The organism is Bradyrhizobium sp. MV1.5, from assembly GCF_055807615.1.
Map to the genome: position 1 here is coordinate 43,253 of NZ_JBVVPL010000023.1, position 19,677 is coordinate 62,929.

The following is a 19,677-nucleotide window of genomic DNA, read 5'->3' on the forward strand; positions in this document are numbered from 1 at the left end:
CATCACATTTTGGAGAAACACCATGAAATTTTTAACAGCCGCACTGACGGCCGCAGCAACTACCCTTCTCGTGACCGCTGCTTCCGCAGCCCCGCTGTCCCCCAACCTTTCCGCCGCACCGGACAGCAACGTTCAAAACGTGCGCATGGTCTGCAATGAAGACGGTCGTTGCTGGCGCGAGCGCAGCGAGCGCCGTGTTATCATCCGCGATGGGCGCGATTCCTACGGATATGCACCTCGCGAGCGCTACATCGAGCGGCGCGGCTATGAAGAGCGCAGCGGCATCGGCTTCCGCGCTCCCGGCGTGAGCGTCGGGATCGGCACTTACTGAGATACGAATCCTGTGAATGCAAAAGCCGCGGAGCAATCCGCGGCTTTTTTCAACTACAAACTCGCCGTCTTTCCCGGCCTAGCGAGGAGCTGTGATCAGGCAGCCATTCAAAGCACGAACTCCGGAAGAACTGATTTCGCTACTGAGCGCCGTGGCGATGGCTATTCTCGCCGCGATCATTGTCATGGTGCTGTATTATGGTCGCGAGATCATCATTCCGATAGCGCTGGCCGTCTTGCTCAGCTTCGTGCTGGCGCCCCTGGTTCGACTGGTTCAGCGTCTGCGCATTCCACGCAGTTTAGCTGTGGTGAGCGTGGTCGTGATCGCCTTCGCGTTCATATTTGCGATGGGCAGTCTGCTCGCTACCCAACTCGCGCAGCTGGCCGGCGATTTGCCGCGATATCAGTCCACAATCAGCGAGAAGATCCAATCCTTCCGTGAGACCACCGCCGGTCGAGGCACGCTCGAGCGGGCTTCGAGCATGTTGAAGGACCTCAGCAAAGAGCTCGACAAGCCCAAGGACGCCGCGAATTCGTTGGGGACCATAGCAGCTCCGAAAGCGGCCTCGCCGAAGCCCGTTCCTGTGGAAGTGCTTCAGCCCGATCCCGGCGCGCTGGAGAGCTTGCAAACGCTGATTTCACCGTTGCTTCATCCGCTCGCAACGACCGGGATCATCGTCATATTCGTGATCTTCATTTTGCTTCAGCGCGAGGATCTTCGTAATCGTCTGATCAGGCTGGCCGGTTCGGACGACCTGCAGCGCACCACGGCTGCCCTTGATGACGCGGCGAGCCGCCTCAGCCGGCTTTTCCTGATCCAGCTTCTGCTGAACGGGAGCTTCGGCATCATCATCGGAATGGGTCTCTGGCTGATCGGCGTTCCAAGCGCGATCCTGTGGGGCATTCTGGCAGCAGTGCTGCGCTTCGTGCCATACATTGGGGCGGTCATCGCCGCCGCCTTTCCTCTCGCTCTCGCGGTCGCCGTCGATCCAACCTGGACGATGCTGCTGTGGACGATCGCGCTGTTCGTGGTGGTGGAGCCGGTCGTCGGCCATGTGCTGGAGCCGATGGTCTATGGACACAGCACGGGACTCTCGCCGGTGGCCGTTGTGGCTTCCGCGACGTTCTGGACGGCGCTCTGGGGTCCAATCGGCCTCGTTCTGGCGACCCCCCTTACCGTGTGTCTGGTCGTACTGGGCCGCCATGTCGAGCGCCTGGAGTTCCTGGACGTCATGTTTGGAGACCGACCAGCCCTCTCTCCGCCTGAGATATTCTATCAGCGGATGCTCGCCGGCGATCCGACAGAAGCATCGGCAAAAGCCGAGGAGTTCTTGAAGGAGCGATCTCTTGGCTCCTATTACGACGAAGTCGCCCTGCGAGGACTGCAACTGGCTCAAGCGGATGCCGAGCGCGGCGCTCTGGCTCCCGACCGGCTGACCAAAATCAGGGATGCGGTCCAGGAATTTGCCAATAACATTTCGGAGCAGGATGAGCGTCCGTCGCCGAAGGTCAACCCGACCACTGATGTCGAAGCTACATCTGCCATAGAGGGCGTGGCTGAGGACGCGCCTTATGAGAGCCTGCGGGTGCTGCGCAAGGAGGACTTGCCTTCTGAATGGCAAGGCGATCATCCCGTGCTCTGCTTGGCTGGACGAAATCCGATCGACGAAGCCGCTGCGATCATGCTGGCTCAACTGACGGATGCGCATGGTTTGTCGTCCCGAGTTGAAGCAGCGGGAGCGTTATCGACGGCGAATATCTTCCGGCTGGAGACCGCCGGGGTCGCCATTGCCTGTCTTGTCTATATGGACGCAAGTAGTCCTGCCCATATGCGCTACTCGGTGCGACGGCTTCGCCGTAAATTGCCGAAGGCTACAATCATTCTGGGTTGCTGGATGAAGGACATCGACCCAGCGGCGCTGGAAAGCCTGCGGGAAGGTGCCAAGGCGGATCTGGCTGCTGCAACTCTGGGCGGAGCGCTCAAACTCTGCATAGAGGCGACAGGTGTGGACTCCCTTGGCACAGGAGCCGAAGGCCAGATTTCGAAGATCACGGCCGCTTCGTAGTTTGGACGCGTGGACATGGCTGCTACGGGCGCGCAGCAAACCATGATGTCATCGCGGCGATGGCGCGGCGCCCGGGATCTTCGGCCGTGCTGCGCGACCTTCTGGTGCGCGATTCAACCAACCGGTCCGGGTGTCCAATCGCCGCCGGCAAGCGGCCGGACTTTTACGTCAGGAATGACCCCACGCTCCAGGCTCGGATCGAAATGGCGCATGGTCCGCTCATTGAAGTCGATGATGCGGCCAGGCCTTAGTGGTCCCACGTCATTTATCCTGACGATGACTTTCTTGCCGACGGCCTCGACGAGGGCGTATTTCGGCTTCGCGCCAAATCGGACCCCACCGAATTTCTTACGCAAGCTCGTCTTGATGGCAGCCGACCATACCGAGGGATCATAGCGCTCGCCGGAAGCCGTCTTCGGGCCGCCCTCCTCTTTGCCCGGCTTGAACGGATTGTACATGGATGCCGCGCCAACGATCGCTTCCCCGGAAGCGGCATTGTCGGCAGTGCTTGAGTGAACCCCACCAGCTTCGCATCGCGCAATAGAAACGGAAACGGCAAGCGCAATTACGGCGCCGCAAATTGCGGCGCTCGATCGGAACACCATTATATCTCCTGTGATTTTCGATTGTTCGGTTCCGATGCCGCAAATCGTTTTGCGGGTCGAGCCACCCCTGGCTCCGGAACAGTCTGCAGGAACCGCAATAGTTCCAGCACGGTGTCTTAGTTGTCGCCGTCTAAGACAGACATTGCGTCAACAGCATGACGACGAGAGCGACAGTGAAATAGCGCGACGACATGAGTCTCGCGGCGTTACAAATCAGGCTAATCGATGCGCCCGCCTGCCTGACCGTGTTCATTCTTATTGACGTTGTTTTTCCCAGGAGCGCGATCATCGCCGCGACGCGCTGGGGCGGAGGCAGGCACCTTCTTCTACAAAGAAGGAGAGATCGTCCCTAAGCCATCACCCCGCCTCGCTTGATCAGCTCCTTCCCCACCGCTGCCAGATGCACCTGATCCGGTCCGTCGCCGATGCGGATGAAGCGGGCGTAAACGTAAGCACGCGCCAGGAATGTGTCCTGCGAGACGCCGGCGGCGCCGTGGATCTGGATGGCGCGGTCGATGACGCGGGCGGCCATGCTGGGCACCACGATCTTGGCGGCGGCAATCAGGTCGCGCGCCATCTTGTTGCCCTCGCGGTCCATCCTGTCGGCGGCCTGCAGCGTCAGCAAGCGCGCCTGCGCGATCTCGCAGAATGAGTGCGCGATGTCCTCGCGCACCGAGCCCTGCTCTGCGAGCGGCTTGCCGAACGCTGTGCGGGAGACCGCGCGCTGGCACATCAATTCCAGCGCACGCTGCGCGCAGCCGATCAGCCGCATGCAATGATGGATACGGCCGGGGCCGAGCCTGCCTTGCGCGATCTCGAAGCCGCGGCCCTCGCCGAGCAGGATGTTCTCCGCGGGCACGCGAACGTTCTCGTAGACGATCTCGGGATGGCCGACCGGCGCGTCATCATAGCCGTAGGTCAGCATGTCGCGGACGATGCGCACGCCGGGCGTCGCTCTCGGCACCAGGATCATGGATTGCTGGCGGTGGCGATCGGGATCGTCGGGCGCGGTCTTGCCCATCACGATCAGGATTTCGCAATCCTCGTTCATCGCGCCGGAGGTGAACCATTTGCGGCCGTTGATGACGTAGTCGCCGCCGTCGCGCTTGATCTCGCACTGGATGTTGGTGGCATCGCTGGAGGCGACCTGCGGCTCCGTCATCGAGAAGCCGGAGCGGATGCGTCCTTCCAGAAGCGGCTTCAGCCAGCGCTCCTGCTGTGCCGGCGTGCCGTAATTTGCCAACACCTCCATGTTGCCGACGTCCGGCGCCGAGCAATTGAACACCTCCGGCGCCCAGAGGATGCGGCCCATGATCTCCTTCACCGGCGCGTATTCGAGATTGCTGAGGCCAGTGTTGTTAAGGTCTTGACCGTGCTCGCCGGAGAGGAACAGGTTCCAAAGCCCCTGCTCGCGCGCCAGCCGCTTCAAGTCCTGAAGGACCTGTGGCGTCTTGTAGCGTGTCACTTCCGGCTTCACCTGCTCGTAATAGAGCTCCTCGACCGGCTCGACATGCGTGCGCATGAACCGGCGGACGCGCTCCTGCAACTCGAGCGAACGTTCGGAGTGGTGAAAGTCCATTGTGTTCTCCTGTTCGCAACATCTGAGGTCGTCATGCCCGGGCTTGTCCCGGGCATCCACGTCCTTTCGTGCCAGGGGCAAGACGTGGATGGCCGGGACAAGCCCGGCCATGACGATGTGGAAACATCGGTGCCTCCAAAGCGGGCGCTCGCTTGCCCTCACGTCCCGCGCAACAGCTCGCTTGCCACGATCCAGTCGGTGCCGTTGAACTCGAGCATATAGCCGTCCTTTATCGGGCGGAAATCCTGCGGCGTGGTGTTGAGCGTGATGCCGGGCATCAGCAGCGACAGCGGCACGTTCTTCAAATTGGCCGCCTGCGCCATGATGTTCTCGCGCGTCAGATTGTCCTTGCACTGCTTCAGCAAGACCACCAATGCCTCGGCGACGGTGTAGCCGTAGAGACCTGCGACGTTGTTGACGTCGGCATTGGGCAGGCGCTTCTTCATGAAATCGATATAGGCCGTCATCGCCGGATCATCCTTCGGCACCTCGACGAACGGCTTGAGCGAGCCGAGCGAGAGCACGCCCTTGCCGGCATCGAGGCCGGCCGGGACCATCACGGTGGCCTTGTTGGCACAGCCCGAGGCGAGGAAGCGCGTCGCCTGCCAGCCGACCTCATGTGCTTTCCGGATCGCCTGGGCGCAGGCACGCGGCGTCACCGAATAGATCATGAACACGTCGGCCTTAGTGTTGGCGAGCGTCAGCACCTGGGAATCGACGGTGGGGTCGGCGACCTCGAAGCTCGACGCCATCGCAATCACCTTGTCGGCGTCGGCACCAAGCGCTTCCTTGACGCCGCGCAGATATTCCTTGCCGGCGTCGTCGTTCTGATAGAGCACCGCGAAGCGCGCGTTCGGGTTCTTGGCACGGGCATAGGCGACGTCGATGGCGGCCTCGCTGGTGTAGTTCGGTGCCCATGGCAGCGCCATCGACCAGGGCATGTTGGCGGGATCGTTCCACTTCGAGGCCGAGCTGATCAGAAACAGCTGCGGCACCTTGTTGCTGTTGAGATATTTCGCGATCGCCGAGCTCGGCGCGGTGCCCATGGTCGCGAAGATGAAGGCGACGCCGTCACCCTCGACCAGCCGCCGCGCCGCTTCCATGGTCTTCGGCGGCGAGAAGGCGTCGTCGAGCGACAGCAGATTGAGCTTGCGGCCGTTGATCCCGCCCTTCTCGTTCACCTCGTCGAAATAGGCCGAGATCACCCTGCCGGTGATGCCGAGCGGCGATGCGGGACCGCTATAGGGCATGGTGTTGCCGATCTTGATCTCGGTGTCGCTGATGCCGGGACCGTAGGATTTTTGCGCGGAGACAGGCGTGGACAGGCAGGCAGCCAAGGCTGCAGCCAGGACCAAAGCGGCTTTCATGGTTTCTCCCCGATGATGATCGCCGCGCGAGTCGGAAGGCGCAGCGTGCTGCTTTTTGCCAGCACGCCAGATCAGCGGAGTTCCGTGAGAGGGTCTTGCGTCGAGTTGCTGATCAGTGGCGCCGCTTCAGGCTGAAGCCCAGGCTCACCCACCCCGCGCCCGCCATGATCAGGTCGATGCCGAGAAACAGGCCGAGGATGTAGACGCTGTTCACCGGCCAACGTGCCAGGATCAACAGCCCCAGCAGCAGCGTGATGGCGCCCGAGAGCGCCACCCAGACCCACGGACTTTCACGCTTCATGCTGAAAGCGAGAAACAGCCGGACGGCGCCGGAGGCAAGCAGCGAGGCACCCAGGAACAGGGTCAGCAACACTGCAGCAAACAGCGGGTTCTCGAAGGTGAGAAAGCCCGCGATAACATAGAGTACGCCGAGCAAGGCCCAGATTACGAACTTGCCCCAGCTTTTCATCTGGAACGCGCCGATGATTTCGGCCGCGCCTGCGACGATCATCATGGCACCAACCACGATCACGCTCGCCACCGTCGCCATGACCACGCTGCCAAGTGCGACGAAGCCGGCGACGAGGTAGACGACTCCCAAGGCTACGATCCAGCCCCATTTGGCATGCAGGGCCGCGATCCCGGAGCCCAGGCCGGAAGGATGGGAGATATCCGAGGCACTTGTCATGACGGCCACTCCTGCATGGAAGCCCGCGAGCACAGGCCAGTATAGCGCGCGCCGCACCGGGACGACAGCCAGCACAGCAGCCCTCGCGGTCAGCAACCTTGACGCAAATCAAGACCGGATGCGCGCCTCAGCCGCGCGTCCGCTCCATCTCCAGCTCGGCCTTGAGATTGTCGAGATCGCGATAAATTGAAGCAATCGCAAGGACGCGGCCACCCTTGCGATACTTCAGCAGGCAGTCCTTGCCGGAAATGCTGCCGTCGATCGCGATGTCGTCAAAACTCTCGGCGTGGCCGACATAGTTGATCGGCACGTCATAGTGCTGCGACCAGAAGAACGGCACGGCCTCGAAGCGCTCGCGCTTGCCGAGCATGTTGCGTGCCGCGGTCTGGCCCTGCCGCTCCGCCACGACCCAGTGCTCGACGCGGATGGTTTGCCGCGAATGCGGATCGGGCCAGCGCGCGATGTCGCCGGCCGCGAAGATGCCGGCTATGCTGGTCTCAAGATATTCGCTGACGCTGACGCCCCGGTCGGCCGCAAGCCCCGCCTGCTCGGCGAGCGCGAGGCGCGGCTTGACGCCGATGCCGACCACGACCAGTTCGGCCTCGATCACGCCGCCGCTCTTCAACGTGGCGCGCGTGCCGTCCAGCTTTTCCACGGTGTCCTCGAGATGGAAGTTAACACCATTCTCCTCATGCAGCGCGCGCACGAAATCGCCCATCTCGGGACCGAGCACCTTCTGCATCGGCCGTTCGTCCGGCGCGACCACGTGCACCTCGATCTTGCGTGCCCGCAAGGAGGCCGCAACTTCGAGGCCGATGAAGCTGGCACCGATCACCAGCGCACGCTTGGCGCTGCCGGCCGCCTTGATGATGGCGCGGCTGTCGGCGACCGAGCGCAGGGTGTAGACATGAGGCTGGTCCGCACCCGGAATCTGCAATCTGACCGGCTCGGCGCCGGTCGCGAGCAGCAGCCGGTCGAACGGCAGCTTGTCGCCGTTGCCCAGCGTCACGCTGCGCGTCTTCGCCTCGATCGCGGCGACATTCGTGTTGAGCCTGAGATCGATCCCGGCGTCCCGATAGTCCTCCTCGCCCCGCAGCGGCAGCCAATCCTCCGGCGCGTTGCCCGCGAGGTAATCCTTGGAGAGATTGGGCCGGTCCACCGGCATCGCGCTGTCATTGCTGAGCATGGTGATGGCGCCGGCAAAGCCCTCGCGACGGAGCGTCTGCGCCGCCGCGAAACCCGCCGCGCCGCCGCCGATGATGACGAATTTTTCCGGCGTTGGCGCTGTACGGTGAGGCACCGGAGGCTTCGGTATCTCGCGCTTGCGCTGAACGACGATCTTGTCCTGATCGCGCGAGACCTCCCACACCGCCAGCGCATTCAGCGCCGGCGGACGGGTCGCCTCGCCTGACCGCAAGGAGAAACAGGCGTGATGCCAGGGGCAGCGGATGGTGTCGCCAACCACCAGCCCTTCGGCGAGCGGTCCGTGATAATGGCTGCAGGCCGGCTCGATCGCGAAGATCTCGCTGCCGGCCTGCACCAGCAGGACGTCTTCCTCGCCGACATGGCCGAGCAATTTGCCGTCCTTGAACGCGGCGAGCATGACGCCCCGGCTCAGGTCGGGCCCGCTTGGCTTCTTGTCCTCGGTCATGGCATTGCCTCCTTTAGCCGTCGCGGATCAATCGTCCGAATTGGCCAGCCCCAACAGCTCCTGGCGCGTCAGCGCATTGTCGCGGAACACACCGAGCATGCGGCTGGTGACGAGATCGGTCCCGGGCTTGTGCGCGCCGCGCGTGGTCATGCAGTGATGCGTCGCCTTGATGATGACCCCGACACCTTCAGGCCGCAGCACATCGTTGATCGTGTTGGCGATCTGCGCGGTCATCTTCTCCTGGATCTGAAGCCGCTTGGCGTAGATGTCGACGAGACGCGCGAGCTTGGAGATGCCGACGACGCGCCCTTGCGGGATATAAGCGACCCAGGCACGGCCGACGATCGGTGCCATGTGGTGCTCGCAATGGCTTTCGAAGCGAACGCCGCGCAGGACGATCATCTCGTCATAGCCTTCGATCTCCTCAAAGGTCTTTTGCAGGATTTCAGTCGGATCCTGCGCATAGCCGGAGAAATACTCCTCGAAGGCGCGCGCGACCCGGTCCGGCGTATCGCGCAGACCGTCGCGCGCGGGATCGTCGCCGGCCCAGCGGATCATGGTCCGGATCGCCTGCTCGACCTCCGCCCTCTCGGGCCGCTCGGTCGGCGCCTGCGCGACCGCGACACGTTCCAGCCTGCGCGTTTGCGTCTTCATCGAAAACCTCCCCTGCAACGAACCGCATACAGAATGCGGCCCACAGCTTGGACGGCTGCGATTGGAAAAGGTTCCCGAGATCAGGAAAAATTGGAAGCTGCGAGAGCGGCAAGACAGTGGGACGAGAAACCCGGCTCTACGAGGCCGCTTTCCGCACATCGAGCACGGCCTGCGCCCATTCGGCCGGCCGCTCCTGCGGCAAATTGTGGCCGGCCCTAGCGAACACACGTGCCTCGAAGAAGCCCTCGAACTTGTGCGCGTGATGCGCGGTGCCGAAATTGACGCCGTCGCTGTCGCCGTCGATCGCGATGGTCGGCACCCGGATCGGCGGCTGGGCGGCGAGCTTCGCCTCGATCGCGGCATAGGCGGGATCGCCCGCGACCAGGGCATAACGATGACGGTAGGAGTGGATCACGACATCGACGAAATCAGGATTGTCGAACGAGATTGCGCTGGTCTCGAACGTCGCGTCGTCGAAGGCCCATGTCGGCGACCACATCAACCAGAGCTGGCGCGCAAAACCGCGCCGGTTGCGCTCCAGCGCGCGGCGGCCGCGCTCGTTGTGGAAGAGATATTGATACCAGAGCGCCGCCTCCTCCGGTGGCGAAGCCGGCTCCATCGAACGCGCGATGTTCTGGATGTTGTAGGAATTGCCCGAGACCAGCGCGATCACGCGCTCCGGGTGCAGCACCGAGACCACGCAGGCTGCGCGCCCGCCCCAGTCGTAACCGCCGACCACCGCGCGCGAGATTCCAAGCGCATCCATGAAGGCCAGGAGATCGGCGCCAAGCGCCGCCTGCTCGCCGGAGCGCAATGTCGCAACGGAGCGGAACCGCGTCGGCCCGTAGCCGCGCAGCCAGGGCACCAGCACCCGCGCGCCCGCTTGCGCCATGATCGGCGCGGTCTCGGCATAGGCGTTCACGTCGTAGGGAAAGCCGTGACCCATGATGCAGGGCCAGCCGTCCGGCGCGCCGTATTCGCGATAGGCAATGTCGAGGATGTCGGTGGTGACTGATTTTTCTTGCATGCCGCGCACTCAATTGAGCGCGGCAGCATAAAGGCAACGACGGCTGTGATCCATCCCCTCGCGATTTTCGTTTCGCCTGCAATCGAATGAACCGCGAGAATCGAGATGGTCTATGTCTCAATGACCGGCTTTCGCCCGAAAGGCGTCATGCAGCTGCCTATGTTCTGGTGGCGAACGAGGTCGTCCTTCGTGCAGGCTCGGCGCGCGCCCGGCAATCTGCTCACCGCTGTCAGAGTGATCGGAGGTGTCTATTGCACTCTGACGGCATGGGCGGATCCGGCAAGCATGCGCCGCTTTGTGTTGGCCGGCGCGCATCTCCAGGCCACGAAGAGCTCCAGCAAACTCGGTACCGGGTGGGTTTTCGGCTATGCCTGCGACGAGATCCCCGACTGGGACAGTGTTTACGAACTCTGGAAATTGCACCGCCGAGAGGTGTGACGGGCCGTTCGTTTGCCAGTGATCCGGGAGCGCGCCTGCAATGCGCCGCGATCCGGCATGGCGCAGCGAAATCCAGGCGATACATCCGCCTTATTTCTGCGGCCCCGACAGCGAGATGTCGCGCTCGGCGCGGAAGACGTTGCTGTAGAGGTTGGCGATCCACTGGCGGCCAATCTCGGTCTTGTTGAGATAACCAATCTCGGTCTGAATGTGCGGCGCGACGCTGTTCCAATAGAACTGCGGATAACGGTTCACGATGTCGGCCGGCGAATCGTAGCCGAGCTGGCGGTTCATGCCGACCTCCTCGAACTCGTAGTAGAGCGCGTTGGCCTTGCGCAGATAGTTGGGATCTCCGAGCTGGCCGATGAAGTCGGCGGCGCGCAGGATCGAGGCGTCGTCGTCATAATCCTGGCCTTCCCGGGCCGGAAACCGCGTGCCCTCGATGGCGCGGGCGATGCGTTCCGGATCGAGCCCTGGAATATGCTGCAGCCGGCGCATGACGTACAGCTTGGACCGGTCGACATGATACATCATCAGGCTGGCATCTGATGAGCCGCGGGGCAGCGAGACCTTGGTGCCTGCCGCATCGACCACAAAACCGTCCTCGTCATCTTCCTCGAACAAGCCGCGGACATAACCGATGTCATGGGCAAGACACGCGATCAGGACGTGGACGTAATCCTCGGCCGAGAGATGAATATGAAGATACCGGCCGCTCAGGATGGAATGGCCCGCGAGCGTGACCAGCATCGTATGCTCGACATTGTGATAAAGCGCATCGCTGTTGCCGATGCATTCCATTGCAGTGCGGGTTGCGCTCTCGACGATGTTTGCCGGAGCATCGCCGTATCTGCGGCGCATGAACGAACCCAGCGTCTTCTCCAGGGATTCAGCCGCCAGTCTCGGTAACGTCATCATGGATGCAGCCCCGTCTGTCGGTGGTGTCCCATGCCAACTCCCGACGTCTCATTGTTGTCCTCGACGCAGGCATCAGCATAACCCATCTTGGGCCGACTGGCCAAACCCCGGAGTGAAAACACGGAAATATGTTGCCGTTGTGCTGCGCGATATCGCGGTTGCGGTGCCGGTTCGATACACCCGGGCTCGGACGTCGCCGGCACGGCAGGATACGCAATCATTCCACCAGCAGCACGTCGACGGCGACGTCGAGCTTCTGCTTCGGCGAGCCGACGATGATGCCGTCGACCGGCGAAACGTCGGAAAAGTCGCGACCGACCGCGAGCACGATATGGTCGCCAGCAACCATAAGATCGTTGGTCGGATCGAAATCGACCCAGCCAAGCTCCTCCCCGCACCACAGCGACACCCAGGCATGGGTGGCATCGGCGCCCTGCAGGCGCGGCTGGCCCGCCGGCGGAATGGTGCGGAGGTATCCGCTGACATAGGCCGCGGGCAGGCCCAGCCCGCGCAAGCCCGCGATCATGATATGGGCAAAATCCTGACAGACGCCATGGCGCTTGACGAAGACCTCGTTGAGCGGCGTCGAGATTACCGTCGCCTTCGGGTCGTAGCGAAATTCGGCGCGGATGCGATGCATCAGATCGACCGCCCCGGCGAGGATACCCACACTTGGCGCGAAGCTTTGCGCCGCATAGGCGCTGACCGGTCCCAGCACCGGCACCAGCGGGCTCGCAAAGACATAGCCGACCGGCGAGGACGGCCCGAGGCTCGTCGCCTCGAAGGCGATGTCGCGAATGCTCTCCCAGCCCGGGCTGTCAGCGTCACGCGCCCGGGGCTGGCGCGACACCTTCACGCGAGAGCGGGAATCGATGCGCAGAGTGCGATGCGCGGCCTCGATCACCACACTCTCGGTCAGCGTGCCGAAGAAATCGCGGCGGACGCTACGCTCCGCGGGGCGCGGACGGATCTCGACCTTGTGCGAGATCAGCTCCTGGCCATGGCCGCTCCTCGGCTCCAGCCGCAGCGTACAGCGGGCGAAGCTGACCGGACTCTCGTATTCGTAAGTTGTGACGTGACGGATGTCGTAGATCACGCCAGCCCCGTCAGTTTTTCCGGCCGGCTGGCATTGGGGCCGTGCGGGAAGTAGTGCTGCCCGACTGCCTCGGCGAGGCTGAGCAGATCCTGCTCGAGCGCGAACAGCGTCTTGACCTCGAGCTTCTCGGCCTCCGCGGTCGCGAGCATCGCCTGCATCGCGACCGCGAGCCGCTGCGGCTTCTCGATCAGGCCGTGCTCCTTCAGGCTCGGAAGTGCGGCGATGTGCTCGTTCAGCGCCGTCACCTGGAACGCCACCGAACGCGGATTGTAGCTGTCGAGCACGGCGAGGTCGCGCACCGGCGCCAGGATCGGCGCCAGCAGATAACGCGAGCGGTAGGTGATCTGGCAATCCACCAGCGTCAGCAGGATATCGAGATCCTCATCGCCGGCTTCGTCATAGGCAAACTGCCGGGCAAAACGCGTGGTGTTGATGGCGCGCTCGGTGCGGCGGCCGATATCGAGGAAGCGCCAGCCGGCGGCGCGGTTCATGTTCTCATGCGCAAGGCCGGCAAAGCTCGCGAGCTCCTGCAAGGTCAGCTCGGCCGCGCTCAGCACGCTGTCGTCGTCCTCGACCTCGACGGCCAGCCGCTCGGCCATCTCGGTGATGACTTGCCAGGCATCGGGCGACAGCCGCTCGCGCAAGGAGGTCGCGGTGCGCTGGGCCGCGCGGACCAGCGACAGTGCCGAGCCGAAACGCTCCGGGCTCTGCAGCGCTTCGGCGACGATGCGGCCGGGCGCCGCGCGCGAGGTCTGCGAGATCGCGCCCCAGGTCACCAGCAGGCGCTGGATACGCTCGGCCGATTGCAGCGAGGCCGCGGTGCCCTTGTTGGGCCCGCTCGGCGAGCCCAGCGCCCGCACCAGCCGCAGCGTCGCCTCGGCGCGTTCGAGATAGCGGCCGAGCCAGAACAGATTGTCGGCGGCGCGGCTCGGCAGCACGCCGGCGATACGGCGGATGCGCACCTTGTCGACTGCAGGCAGCAGCGTCGCGGTCGAGACCTGCTTGTCCGAGACCACCCAGACATCGGCGGAGCGCGCGCCGTCGCCCATCGACACCGCGCGCGCATCCGGCTGCTCGGCGATCCGGCAGAAGCCGCCGGGCATGATGGCCCAGCCGTCGGGCGTCGCGGCTGCGAACACGCGCAGCACGAAAGGACGGGGCGTGATCTGCCCCTGCTCCCACACCGGCATGGTCGAGAGCCGCACCACCTCCTGGCCGACATAGTCCATGCCACGCGCGGCGATGGCGTCGCTCAGGCGCCGGCGGCCGGCGGCGTCGAGCTCACTCGCGAGCACCGGGCCGTTGCTGTCGAGACCGGGAACGCCGCGCTGATAGGCGCCCTCGATCGCGACCTCGTCGAGCCGCGACAACACCTCGTCGCGCGCCGAGCGCTGGCCGCACCACCAGGTCGCGATGTGCGGCATCTTCAGCTCTTCCCCGAGCAGGCGGCGGCTCAGCGCCGGCAGGAAGCCGAGCATCGCGCGCGCCTCCAGAACGCCCGAACCGGGCATGTTGGCGACCACGACGCCGTCCTTGCGCAACACGTCGATCAGGCCGGGGACACCGAGCCGCGAGGAGGCATCGAGCTCGAGCGGGTCGAGCGAATTGGAATCGACACGGCGCAGCAGCACGTCGAGCCGCTTGAGGCCCGCAACCGTGCGGATGTGGATATGGTTGTCGCTGACGGCGAGATCGTCGCCCTCGACCAGCAGGAAGCCGAGATAGCGCGCCAGCGTCGCGTGTTCGAAATAGGTCTCGCTGAAGCTGCCCGGCGTGAGCACGCCAATGCGCGGCTCGTCGCGGTCGGCGCGCGCACGCAGACTGTCGCGAAACGCTTCGAAGAACGGCGCAACGCGCGGCACGTTCATCGACTTGTAGAGATCGGAGAAGGCGCGCGAGAGCACCAGGCGGTTCTCCAGCGCATAGCCCGCGCCCGACGGCGCCTGCGTGCGGTCTCCGAGCACCCACCAGCGGCCGTCGGGCCCGCGGCCGACATCCGCGGCATAGAGCGAGAGATAGCGCCCGCCCGGCGGCGGCACGCCGCAGACCGGACGGAGATATTCGGGGCTGCCGGCAATCGCAGCCGCAGGCAACGCGCCTTCGGCGACGAGGCGGCCCTCGCCATAGATGTCGCGCAGCACAAGCTCGAGCAGCTCGGCGCGCTGGGTGATGCCGTCGGACAGCTGCTTCCAGTCGGCCTCGTCGATCAGCAGCGGCAGATGGCTGATCGACCAGGGCCGGTCGGCGCTCTCGCCGGGCGCGCGATAGGTGACGCCGGCCTCGCGGAGATGACGGTCGGCCATGCCAAACCGCCGCTCGACCTCATCGGGCGCGAGCGCGCCGAAGGCATCGAAGAAGCGGCTCCAGACCGCGCGGGGCTTGCCGTCCGGGCCGAGAAACTCGTCGGGGATACCGGGCAGGCGCCTATAGTCGCGGACCCATTGCGCCAAGCGGCGCTGGCCATCACGTTGACCTTGCGCCTGACCCGCCTTGTCGTCCTCTTCGGCTGCGCCCTCGGCCATGCGCCTCTCCCTGCCCCGACATCATACTCATTGCAGGAGCGGGGACCGCAAGTCGAGAGTCAGCGGAAACTCATTTGTGCGTTCCTCGGGCGGCGGCTGCATCGGGCCCGGCGTATGGCCATGGTCCTGGAAACGCGCCAGCCGCCGCGCCTCGGCCTCGTAGGTGTTGACGGGCTTGGTGTCGTAGCTGCGGCCGCCGGGATGGGCGACGTGATAGACGCAGCCGCCGAGCGAGCGGCCGTTCCAGGTGTCAATAAGATCGAAGGTCAGGGGCGCGTGAACGGGAATGGTCGGGTGCAGGCCGGAGGCCGGCTGCCAGGCCTTGAAGCGGACGCCGGCCACCGCCTCGCCGGAGCGGCCGGTTGCGGTCATCGGCAGGCGGCGGCCGTTGCAGGTGACGATATGGCGGCCCTCGACGAACCCCTCCGCCTTGACCTGAAGCCGCTCGACCGATGAGTCGACATAGCGCACGGTGCCGCCGGCCGAGCCCTCCTCGCCGAGCACGTGCCAGGGCTCAAGTGCCTGCCGCAGCTCCAGCGTCACGCCGCCATGATGGATGCGGCCGAAAGCGGGGAAGCGGAATTCGAGCTGCGCCAGATACCATTCAGGCTCGAACGGATAGCCGGACTGCTTCAGCTCGGTCAGCACTTCGAGGAAATCTTCCCAGATGAAGTGCGGCAGCATGAAGCGATCATGCAGCGCGGTGCCCCAGCGCACGAACTTGCCTTGTTGCGGCTCGCGCCAGAATTTTGCGATCAGCGCGCGGATCAGCAACTGCTGCGCCAGCGACATGCGCGGATCCGGCGGCATTTCGAGCGCGCGGAATTCGACCAGGCCGAGGCGGCCGGTCGTGCCGTCCGGTGAATAGAGCTTGTCGATGCAGATCTCGGCGCGATGGGTGTTGCCGGTGATGTCGACGAGGAGATGCCGGAACAAGCGATCCACCAGCCATAGCGGCGCCTGAACGCCCGGCGGCGGCACGTGGGTGAGCGCGACCTCGAGCTCGTAAATGCTGTCGTGGCGGGCTTCGTCGATGCGTGGTGCCTGGCTGGTCGGACCGATGAACAGGCCGGAGAAGAAATAGGACAGCGACGGATGCCGCTGCCAGTGCAGCACCAGGCTCTTCAACAGATCGGGCCGGCGCAGGAACGGCGAGTCCTGCGGGGAGGAGCCGCCGACCACGACGTGATTGCCGCCGCCGGTGCCGGTGTGGCGACCGTCGACCAGGAAGCGATTGGCGCCGAGGCGTGTCTTGCCGGCATCTTCATAGAGCCCGGCGGTGATCTCGACCGCCTCGCGCCAGTTCTTGGCCGGCTGGACGTTGACCTCGATCACGCCGGGATCGGGCGTCACCTTGATGACGTCGACGCGCGGATCGAATGGCGGCGGATAGCCCTCGACATGGACCTGGAGCTGCATCTCCTCGGCCGTCGCTTCGAGCGCCGCGACCATCTCGAGATAATCCTCGATCTGCTCGACCGGCGGCATGAAAGCACAGAGCACGCCGTCGCGGACCTCGACCGACATCGCGGTGCGGACCGGGACGGAGGTGTTGAGCTGTTCGGGCTCAAGCCGCTCCGGCGAGTCCGGACGCGCCGGAAGGCTGAACACCGGCAGCTTGCCGCGGGCCTCCATCGGATCCCGCTCGACGATGTAGGGATATTGATCGGGCGGGACATAGCCGAGCGAGTCCAGCGGCAGGCGCAGGCCGAGCGGCGAATCCCCCGGCATCAGGAACAGATGATTGCGCCGGAGCTGCCAGCGCTCGCTGCGCCAGCGTGGCGCCGCATTCCAGCGCTGCACGGGCAGCACGAAGCCGCGAGGGTTGTTGAGCCCCTGCTCGAACACCCGCGCCATCCGCGCGCGGGCCTCCGGATCGGACAATTTGGAATCGGACGGATCGACGTTGACGGGAAGCTCGGATTCCTTCTGCAGCCAGTACGCGGTGTCCTCATAGGCCGGCATGATGTAACCGGGATCGAGGCCAAGCCGCAGCGCCGCGCCCTCCACGAACGCCTGGACGTCCTTGGCCTGCGCCGGCCGCGGATTTTCGATGCTGGCGATGAGGTCGGCATTCTTCCAGATCGGTACGCCGTCCTTGCGCCAGTACAGGCCAAACGCCCAGCGCGGCAGGCTTTCGCCGGGATACCATTTGCCCTGACCGAAGTGCAGCAGGCCCCCGGGTCCGAAACGCGCGCGCAGGCGGCGGATCAGATCGTCGGCGAGCCCGCGCTTGGTCGGACCGACCGCGTCCGTGTTCCACTCGGCGCCTTCGAGATCATCAACGGAGACGAAGGTCGGCTCGCCGCCCATGGTCAGACGCACATCCTGCGCCGCAAGATCGCCGTCGACCTGCTCGCCGAGATCGTTCAGCCGTATCCAGGATTCGTCGGAGAATGGTTTTGTGATGCGCGGCGCCTCGCGAATGCGCTTGACGCTCATGTCGAAGGCGAATTCGACCTCGGCAAAGCCGGCACCGCCGGAGATCGGCGCGGCCGAACGGTAGTGCGGCGTCGCCGCGACCGGGATGTGACCCTCGCCCGCCAGCATGCCCGAGGTCGCGTCGAAACCGATCCAGCCCGCGCCCGGCAGATAGACCTCGGCCCAGGCGTGCAAATCGGTGAAATCGCTCTCGACCTCCGGCGGCCCCTCGATCGGATCGATGTCGGGACGGACCTGGATCAGATAGCCGGAGACGAAACGGGCGGCGAGACCGAGGTGCCGGAAGGTCTGGATCAGAAGCCAGGCGGAGTCACGGCATGAGCCGGCCGCGGAGGAGAGCGTCTCCTCCGGCGTCTGCACGCCCGCTTCCATGCGGATGACGTAGCCGATCCTTTTCTGCAACTCCCTGTTGAGATCGACCAGGAAGTTGACGGTGTTCGGGGCTTCGTGCGGAATCGTATCGAGATATTTCGCGAACAGCCGATCGGGCTTGACGGTCTCCAGATAAGGCGCGAGTTCGGTCTTGAGATCTTGCGTATATTCGAACGGAAAGCTGTCGGCATAGGGCTCGACGAAGAAGTCGAACGGATTGACCGTGGTCATCTGCGCCGTGAAATCGACCTCGATCTTGAGCTCGGTCGTCTTCTCCGGGAAGACGTAACGCGCGATCCAATTGCCTAGCGGATCCTGCTGCCAGTTCACGAAATGGTTGGCCGGAGTGACCTTGAGCGAATAACTCAGGATCGGCGTGCGCGTATGCGGCGCGGGCCGCAGACGGATGGTCTGCGGGCCAAGATCGATCGGGCGGTCGTATTTGTAGTGCGTGACGTGGTGTAATGCGACGTAGATCGACACGGGGTGCGGTACTCCAGCAGCTTTTTTGAGCAGAACACCGCTGGTGACCTCGATCAAGCACTAACAACGGGCAAAGGGTGCCTAGGAAGTATCCCCCGTTGTCCACGGGGCAATCGCAGCGTCATGGCCGGGCTTGTCCCGGCCATCCACGACCTTCTTTCACGGTCCCCAAGAACGTGGATGCCCGGGACAAGCCCGGGCACGACGACCTCATGTGGGGTAACGTTACGCCGCTGAGGTCAACCGTTGCAGGAACTGCGTCACCTCGCGCCGGAGCGTTTCGACCTCGCCATGGACGCGTTCGGAGGCGCTGTTGACGCGGCTCGCCACACGGCCGGTGTCGGCGGCGGCTTCGCTGATGCCGGTCACGTTGGAGGACATTTGCGAGGTACCGGATGAGGCTTCCTGGACGTTGCGGGCGATCTCACGGGTGGCGAGACCCTGCTGCTCGATCGAGGTCGCGATCGAGGCGGTGATGCCGTTGATCTCGGTGATGGTCTGCGCGATCGCCTCGACGGCGGCGACCGAGTTGGTGGTCGATTGCTGCATCTCGCCGACCTTGGCGCTGATTTCCTCGGTCGCCTTCGCGGTCTGGTTGGCGAGGCTCTTGACCTCGGATGCGACCACGGCGAAGCCGCGACCGGCCTCGCCTGCCCGCGCGGCCTCGATGGTGGCGTTGAGCGCCAAGAGATTGGTCTGCTCGGCAATCGCGCTGATCAGCTTGACCACGTCGCCGATCCGCATCGCCGCATCCGCAAGCGTGCGGATCTCGGTGCCGGCACGATTGGCTTCGTTCACCGCCCGCTCCGTGCTCGTGCTGGAGCCCGCCACCTGGCGGCTGATCTCGGTGATCGATGATGCGAGCTGCTCCGCGGCGCTCGCGACGGTGGCGACGTTGCGCGAGGCCCGGTCGGACGCACTGAGCACGCCGGAGGTCTGCTGGCTGGTCTTCTCGGCCGCCGCCGCCATCTGGCCGGCGTCGGATTCGAGATCGGTCGCCGCGCCCATCAGAGTGCCGGCGACCTGGTCGAGATGCGTGCCGAACTGCGTTGCGAGGTCCGCGATCTCGACCACGCGACGGCCGAGGCTGTCGGTGCCGGAATTGATGACGGTGGCCGAACGGCGGAACGAGCCGGGCAATCCGCGCGCGAGGATCTTGCGGAAATATTTGCCGCGGCTGGCATAGTCCATCGAGGCCGAAGCTTCCCGCAAATAGGCATCGGTGACGTCGAGCATGTCGTTGACCGACTTCTGAATGGCGCCGATCCGTCCGGCCTGGCGGATGCTGAGGATGCGCGCCTCGAGGTCGCCGCGGGGCGCCGGGGGGGGCCCCGGGGGGCCCGCCGGGGCCGGCCCCCCCCGCGGGGGGGGGGGCCCCCCCCGCGAGGCCGCCCGCCCGGCCCCGCCGCCCACCCCACCCCCCCCCCGCAATGAGGGGG

General features: G+C 64.7%; 14 protein-coding genes and 1 pseudogene. 3 read left to right on the forward strand and 12 right to left on the reverse strand.

Annotated elements, in window-relative coordinates:
• The first annotated feature begins 22 nt into the window (after positions 1 to 22).
• Entirely contained in the window at positions 23 to 331 is a 309-nt protein-coding gene (locus AC0L2J_RS21430) for a hypothetical protein (protein WP_007608068.1), read from the forward strand.
• A 91-nt stretch (positions 332 to 422) separates the two neighbouring features.
• A complete protein-coding gene (locus AC0L2J_RS21435) occupies positions 423 to 2,396 on the forward strand; it encodes an AI-2E family transporter (RefSeq protein WP_473247513.1) in 1,974 nt (657 codons plus the stop codon).
• 113 nt (positions 2,397 to 2,509) lie between these two features.
• Here the strand turns inward: AC0L2J_RS21435 and AC0L2J_RS21440 are convergent, their stop codons facing one another.
• From AC0L2J_RS21440 to AC0L2J_RS21470, 7 genes are all read right to left on the reverse strand, one after another.
• Positions 2,510 to 3,001, reverse strand: a complete 492-nt coding sequence (locus AC0L2J_RS21440) for a septal ring lytic transglycosylase RlpA family protein (RefSeq protein WP_063993120.1) — start codon at positions 2,999 to 3,001, stop codon at positions 2,510 to 2,512.
• Positions 3,002 to 3,350: 349 nt separating this feature from the next.
• A complete protein-coding gene (locus AC0L2J_RS21445; protein ID WP_473393962.1) occupies positions 3,351 to 4,580 on the reverse strand; it encodes an acyl-CoA dehydrogenase family protein in 1,230 nt (409 codons plus the stop codon).
• Between the two features lie 158 nt (positions 4,581 to 4,738).
• Positions 4,739 to 5,947, reverse strand: coding sequence for an ABC transporter substrate-binding protein (locus AC0L2J_RS21450; protein ID WP_007608060.1), 1,209 nt, complete (start codon positions 5,945 to 5,947; stop codon positions 4,739 to 4,741).
• A gap of 112 nt (positions 5,948 to 6,059) precedes the next feature.
• A complete protein-coding gene (locus AC0L2J_RS21455) occupies positions 6,060 to 6,635 on the reverse strand; it encodes an HdeD family acid-resistance protein (protein WP_007608059.1) in 576 nt (191 codons plus the stop codon).
• Positions 6,636 to 6,762: 127 nt separating this feature from the next.
• On the reverse strand, positions 6,763 to 8,286 hold the full coding sequence (locus tag AC0L2J_RS21460; RefSeq protein ID WP_473393968.1) for an FAD-dependent oxidoreductase: 1,524 nt from the start codon (positions 8,284 to 8,286) through the stop codon (positions 6,763 to 6,765).
• Between the two features lie 27 nt (positions 8,287 to 8,313).
• Positions 8,314 to 8,940: a GTP cyclohydrolase I FolE gene (gene folE, locus AC0L2J_RS21465; protein WP_007608055.1), complete on the reverse strand. Its 627-nt coding sequence runs from the start codon at positions 8,938 to 8,940 to the stop codon at positions 8,314 to 8,316.
• Between the two features lie 136 nt (positions 8,941 to 9,076).
• Positions 9,077 to 9,967, reverse strand: coding sequence for an alpha/beta fold hydrolase (locus tag AC0L2J_RS21470; protein ID WP_473393972.1), 891 nt, complete (start codon positions 9,965 to 9,967; stop codon positions 9,077 to 9,079).
• A gap of 105 nt (positions 9,968 to 10,072) precedes the next feature.
• Here AC0L2J_RS21470 and AC0L2J_RS21475 point away from each other — a divergent pair, with 105 nt between their 5' ends.
• A complete protein-coding gene (locus AC0L2J_RS21475) occupies positions 10,073 to 10,405 on the forward strand; it encodes a hypothetical protein (protein WP_473393975.1) in 333 nt (110 codons plus the stop codon).
• Positions 10,406 to 10,495: 90 nt separating this feature from the next.
• On the opposite strand, the gene AC0L2J_RS21480 is transcribed toward AC0L2J_RS21475, so the two are convergent.
• From AC0L2J_RS21480 to AC0L2J_RS21500, 5 genes and pseudogenes are all read right to left on the reverse strand, one after another.
• Entirely contained in the window at positions 10,496 to 11,323 is an 828-nt protein-coding gene (locus tag AC0L2J_RS21480) for a metal-dependent phosphohydrolase (protein ID WP_473393979.1), read from the reverse strand.
• A 217-nt stretch (positions 11,324 to 11,540) separates the two neighbouring features.
• Complete coding sequence (locus AC0L2J_RS21485) at positions 11,541 to 12,419, reverse strand: transglutaminase family protein (protein WP_473393983.1); 879 nt, start codon at positions 12,417 to 12,419, stop codon at positions 11,541 to 11,543.
• On the reverse strand, positions 12,416 to 14,941 hold the full coding sequence (locus AC0L2J_RS21490) for a circularly permuted type 2 ATP-grasp protein (RefSeq protein ID WP_473393986.1): 2,526 nt from the start codon (positions 14,939 to 14,941) through the stop codon (positions 12,416 to 12,418). The genes AC0L2J_RS21485 and AC0L2J_RS21490 overlap by 4 nt, the downstream gene beginning before the upstream one ends.
• A 27-nt stretch (positions 14,942 to 14,968) precedes the next feature.
• Positions 14,969 to 18,238 (reverse strand): transglutaminase family protein, encoded by a 3,270-nt coding sequence (locus tag AC0L2J_RS21495; RefSeq protein ID WP_473393989.1) that lies wholly within the window; start codon positions 18,236 to 18,238, stop codon positions 14,969 to 14,971.
• 225 nt (positions 18,239 to 18,463) lie between these two features.
• A pseudogene (locus tag AC0L2J_RS21500) lies at positions 18,464 to 19,558 on the reverse strand (methyl-accepting chemotaxis protein); the annotation flags it as partial.
• Positions 19,559 to 19,677 lie beyond the last annotated feature (119 nt).

Bases quoted from the DNA above. Each gene is read 5' to 3' on its own strand.
- AC0L2J_RS21430 (WP_007608068.1), top strand. From the start codon at position 23: ATGAAATTTTTAACAGCCGCACTGACGGCCGCAGCAACTACCCTTCTC.
- AC0L2J_RS21460 (WP_473393968.1), bottom strand. From the start codon at position 8,286: ATGACCGAGGACAAGAAGCCAAGCGGGCCCGACCTGAGCCGGGGCGTC.
- AC0L2J_RS21455 (WP_007608059.1), bottom strand. From the start codon at position 6,635: ATGACAAGTGCCTCGGATATCTCCCATCCTTCCGGCCTGGGCTCCGGG.
- AC0L2J_RS21450 (WP_007608060.1), bottom strand. From the start codon at position 5,947: ATGAAAGCCGCTTTGGTCCTGGCTGCAGCCTTGGCTGCCTGCCTGTCC.
- AC0L2J_RS21440 (WP_063993120.1), bottom strand. From the start codon at position 3,001: ATGGTGTTCCGATCGAGCGCCGCAATTTGCGGCGCCGTAATTGCGCTT.
- AC0L2J_RS21470 (WP_473393972.1), bottom strand. From the start codon at position 9,967: ATGCAAGAAAAATCAGTCACCACCGACATCCTCGACATTGCCTATCGC.
- AC0L2J_RS21445 (WP_473393962.1), bottom strand. From the start codon at position 4,580: ATGGACTTTCACCACTCCGAACGTTCGCTCGAGTTGCAGGAGCGCGTC.
- AC0L2J_RS21490 (WP_473393986.1), bottom strand. From the start codon at position 14,941: ATGGCCGAGGGCGCAGCCGAAGAGGACGACAAGGCGGGTCAGGCGCAA.
- folE (WP_007608055.1), bottom strand. From the start codon at position 8,940: ATGAAGACGCAAACGCGCAGGCTGGAACGTGTCGCGGTCGCGCAGGCG.
- AC0L2J_RS21475 (WP_473393975.1), top strand. From the start codon at position 10,073: ATGGTCTATGTCTCAATGACCGGCTTTCGCCCGAAAGGCGTCATGCAG.
- AC0L2J_RS21480 (WP_473393979.1), bottom strand. From the start codon at position 11,323: ATGATGACGTTACCGAGACTGGCGGCTGAATCCCTGGAGAAGACGCTG.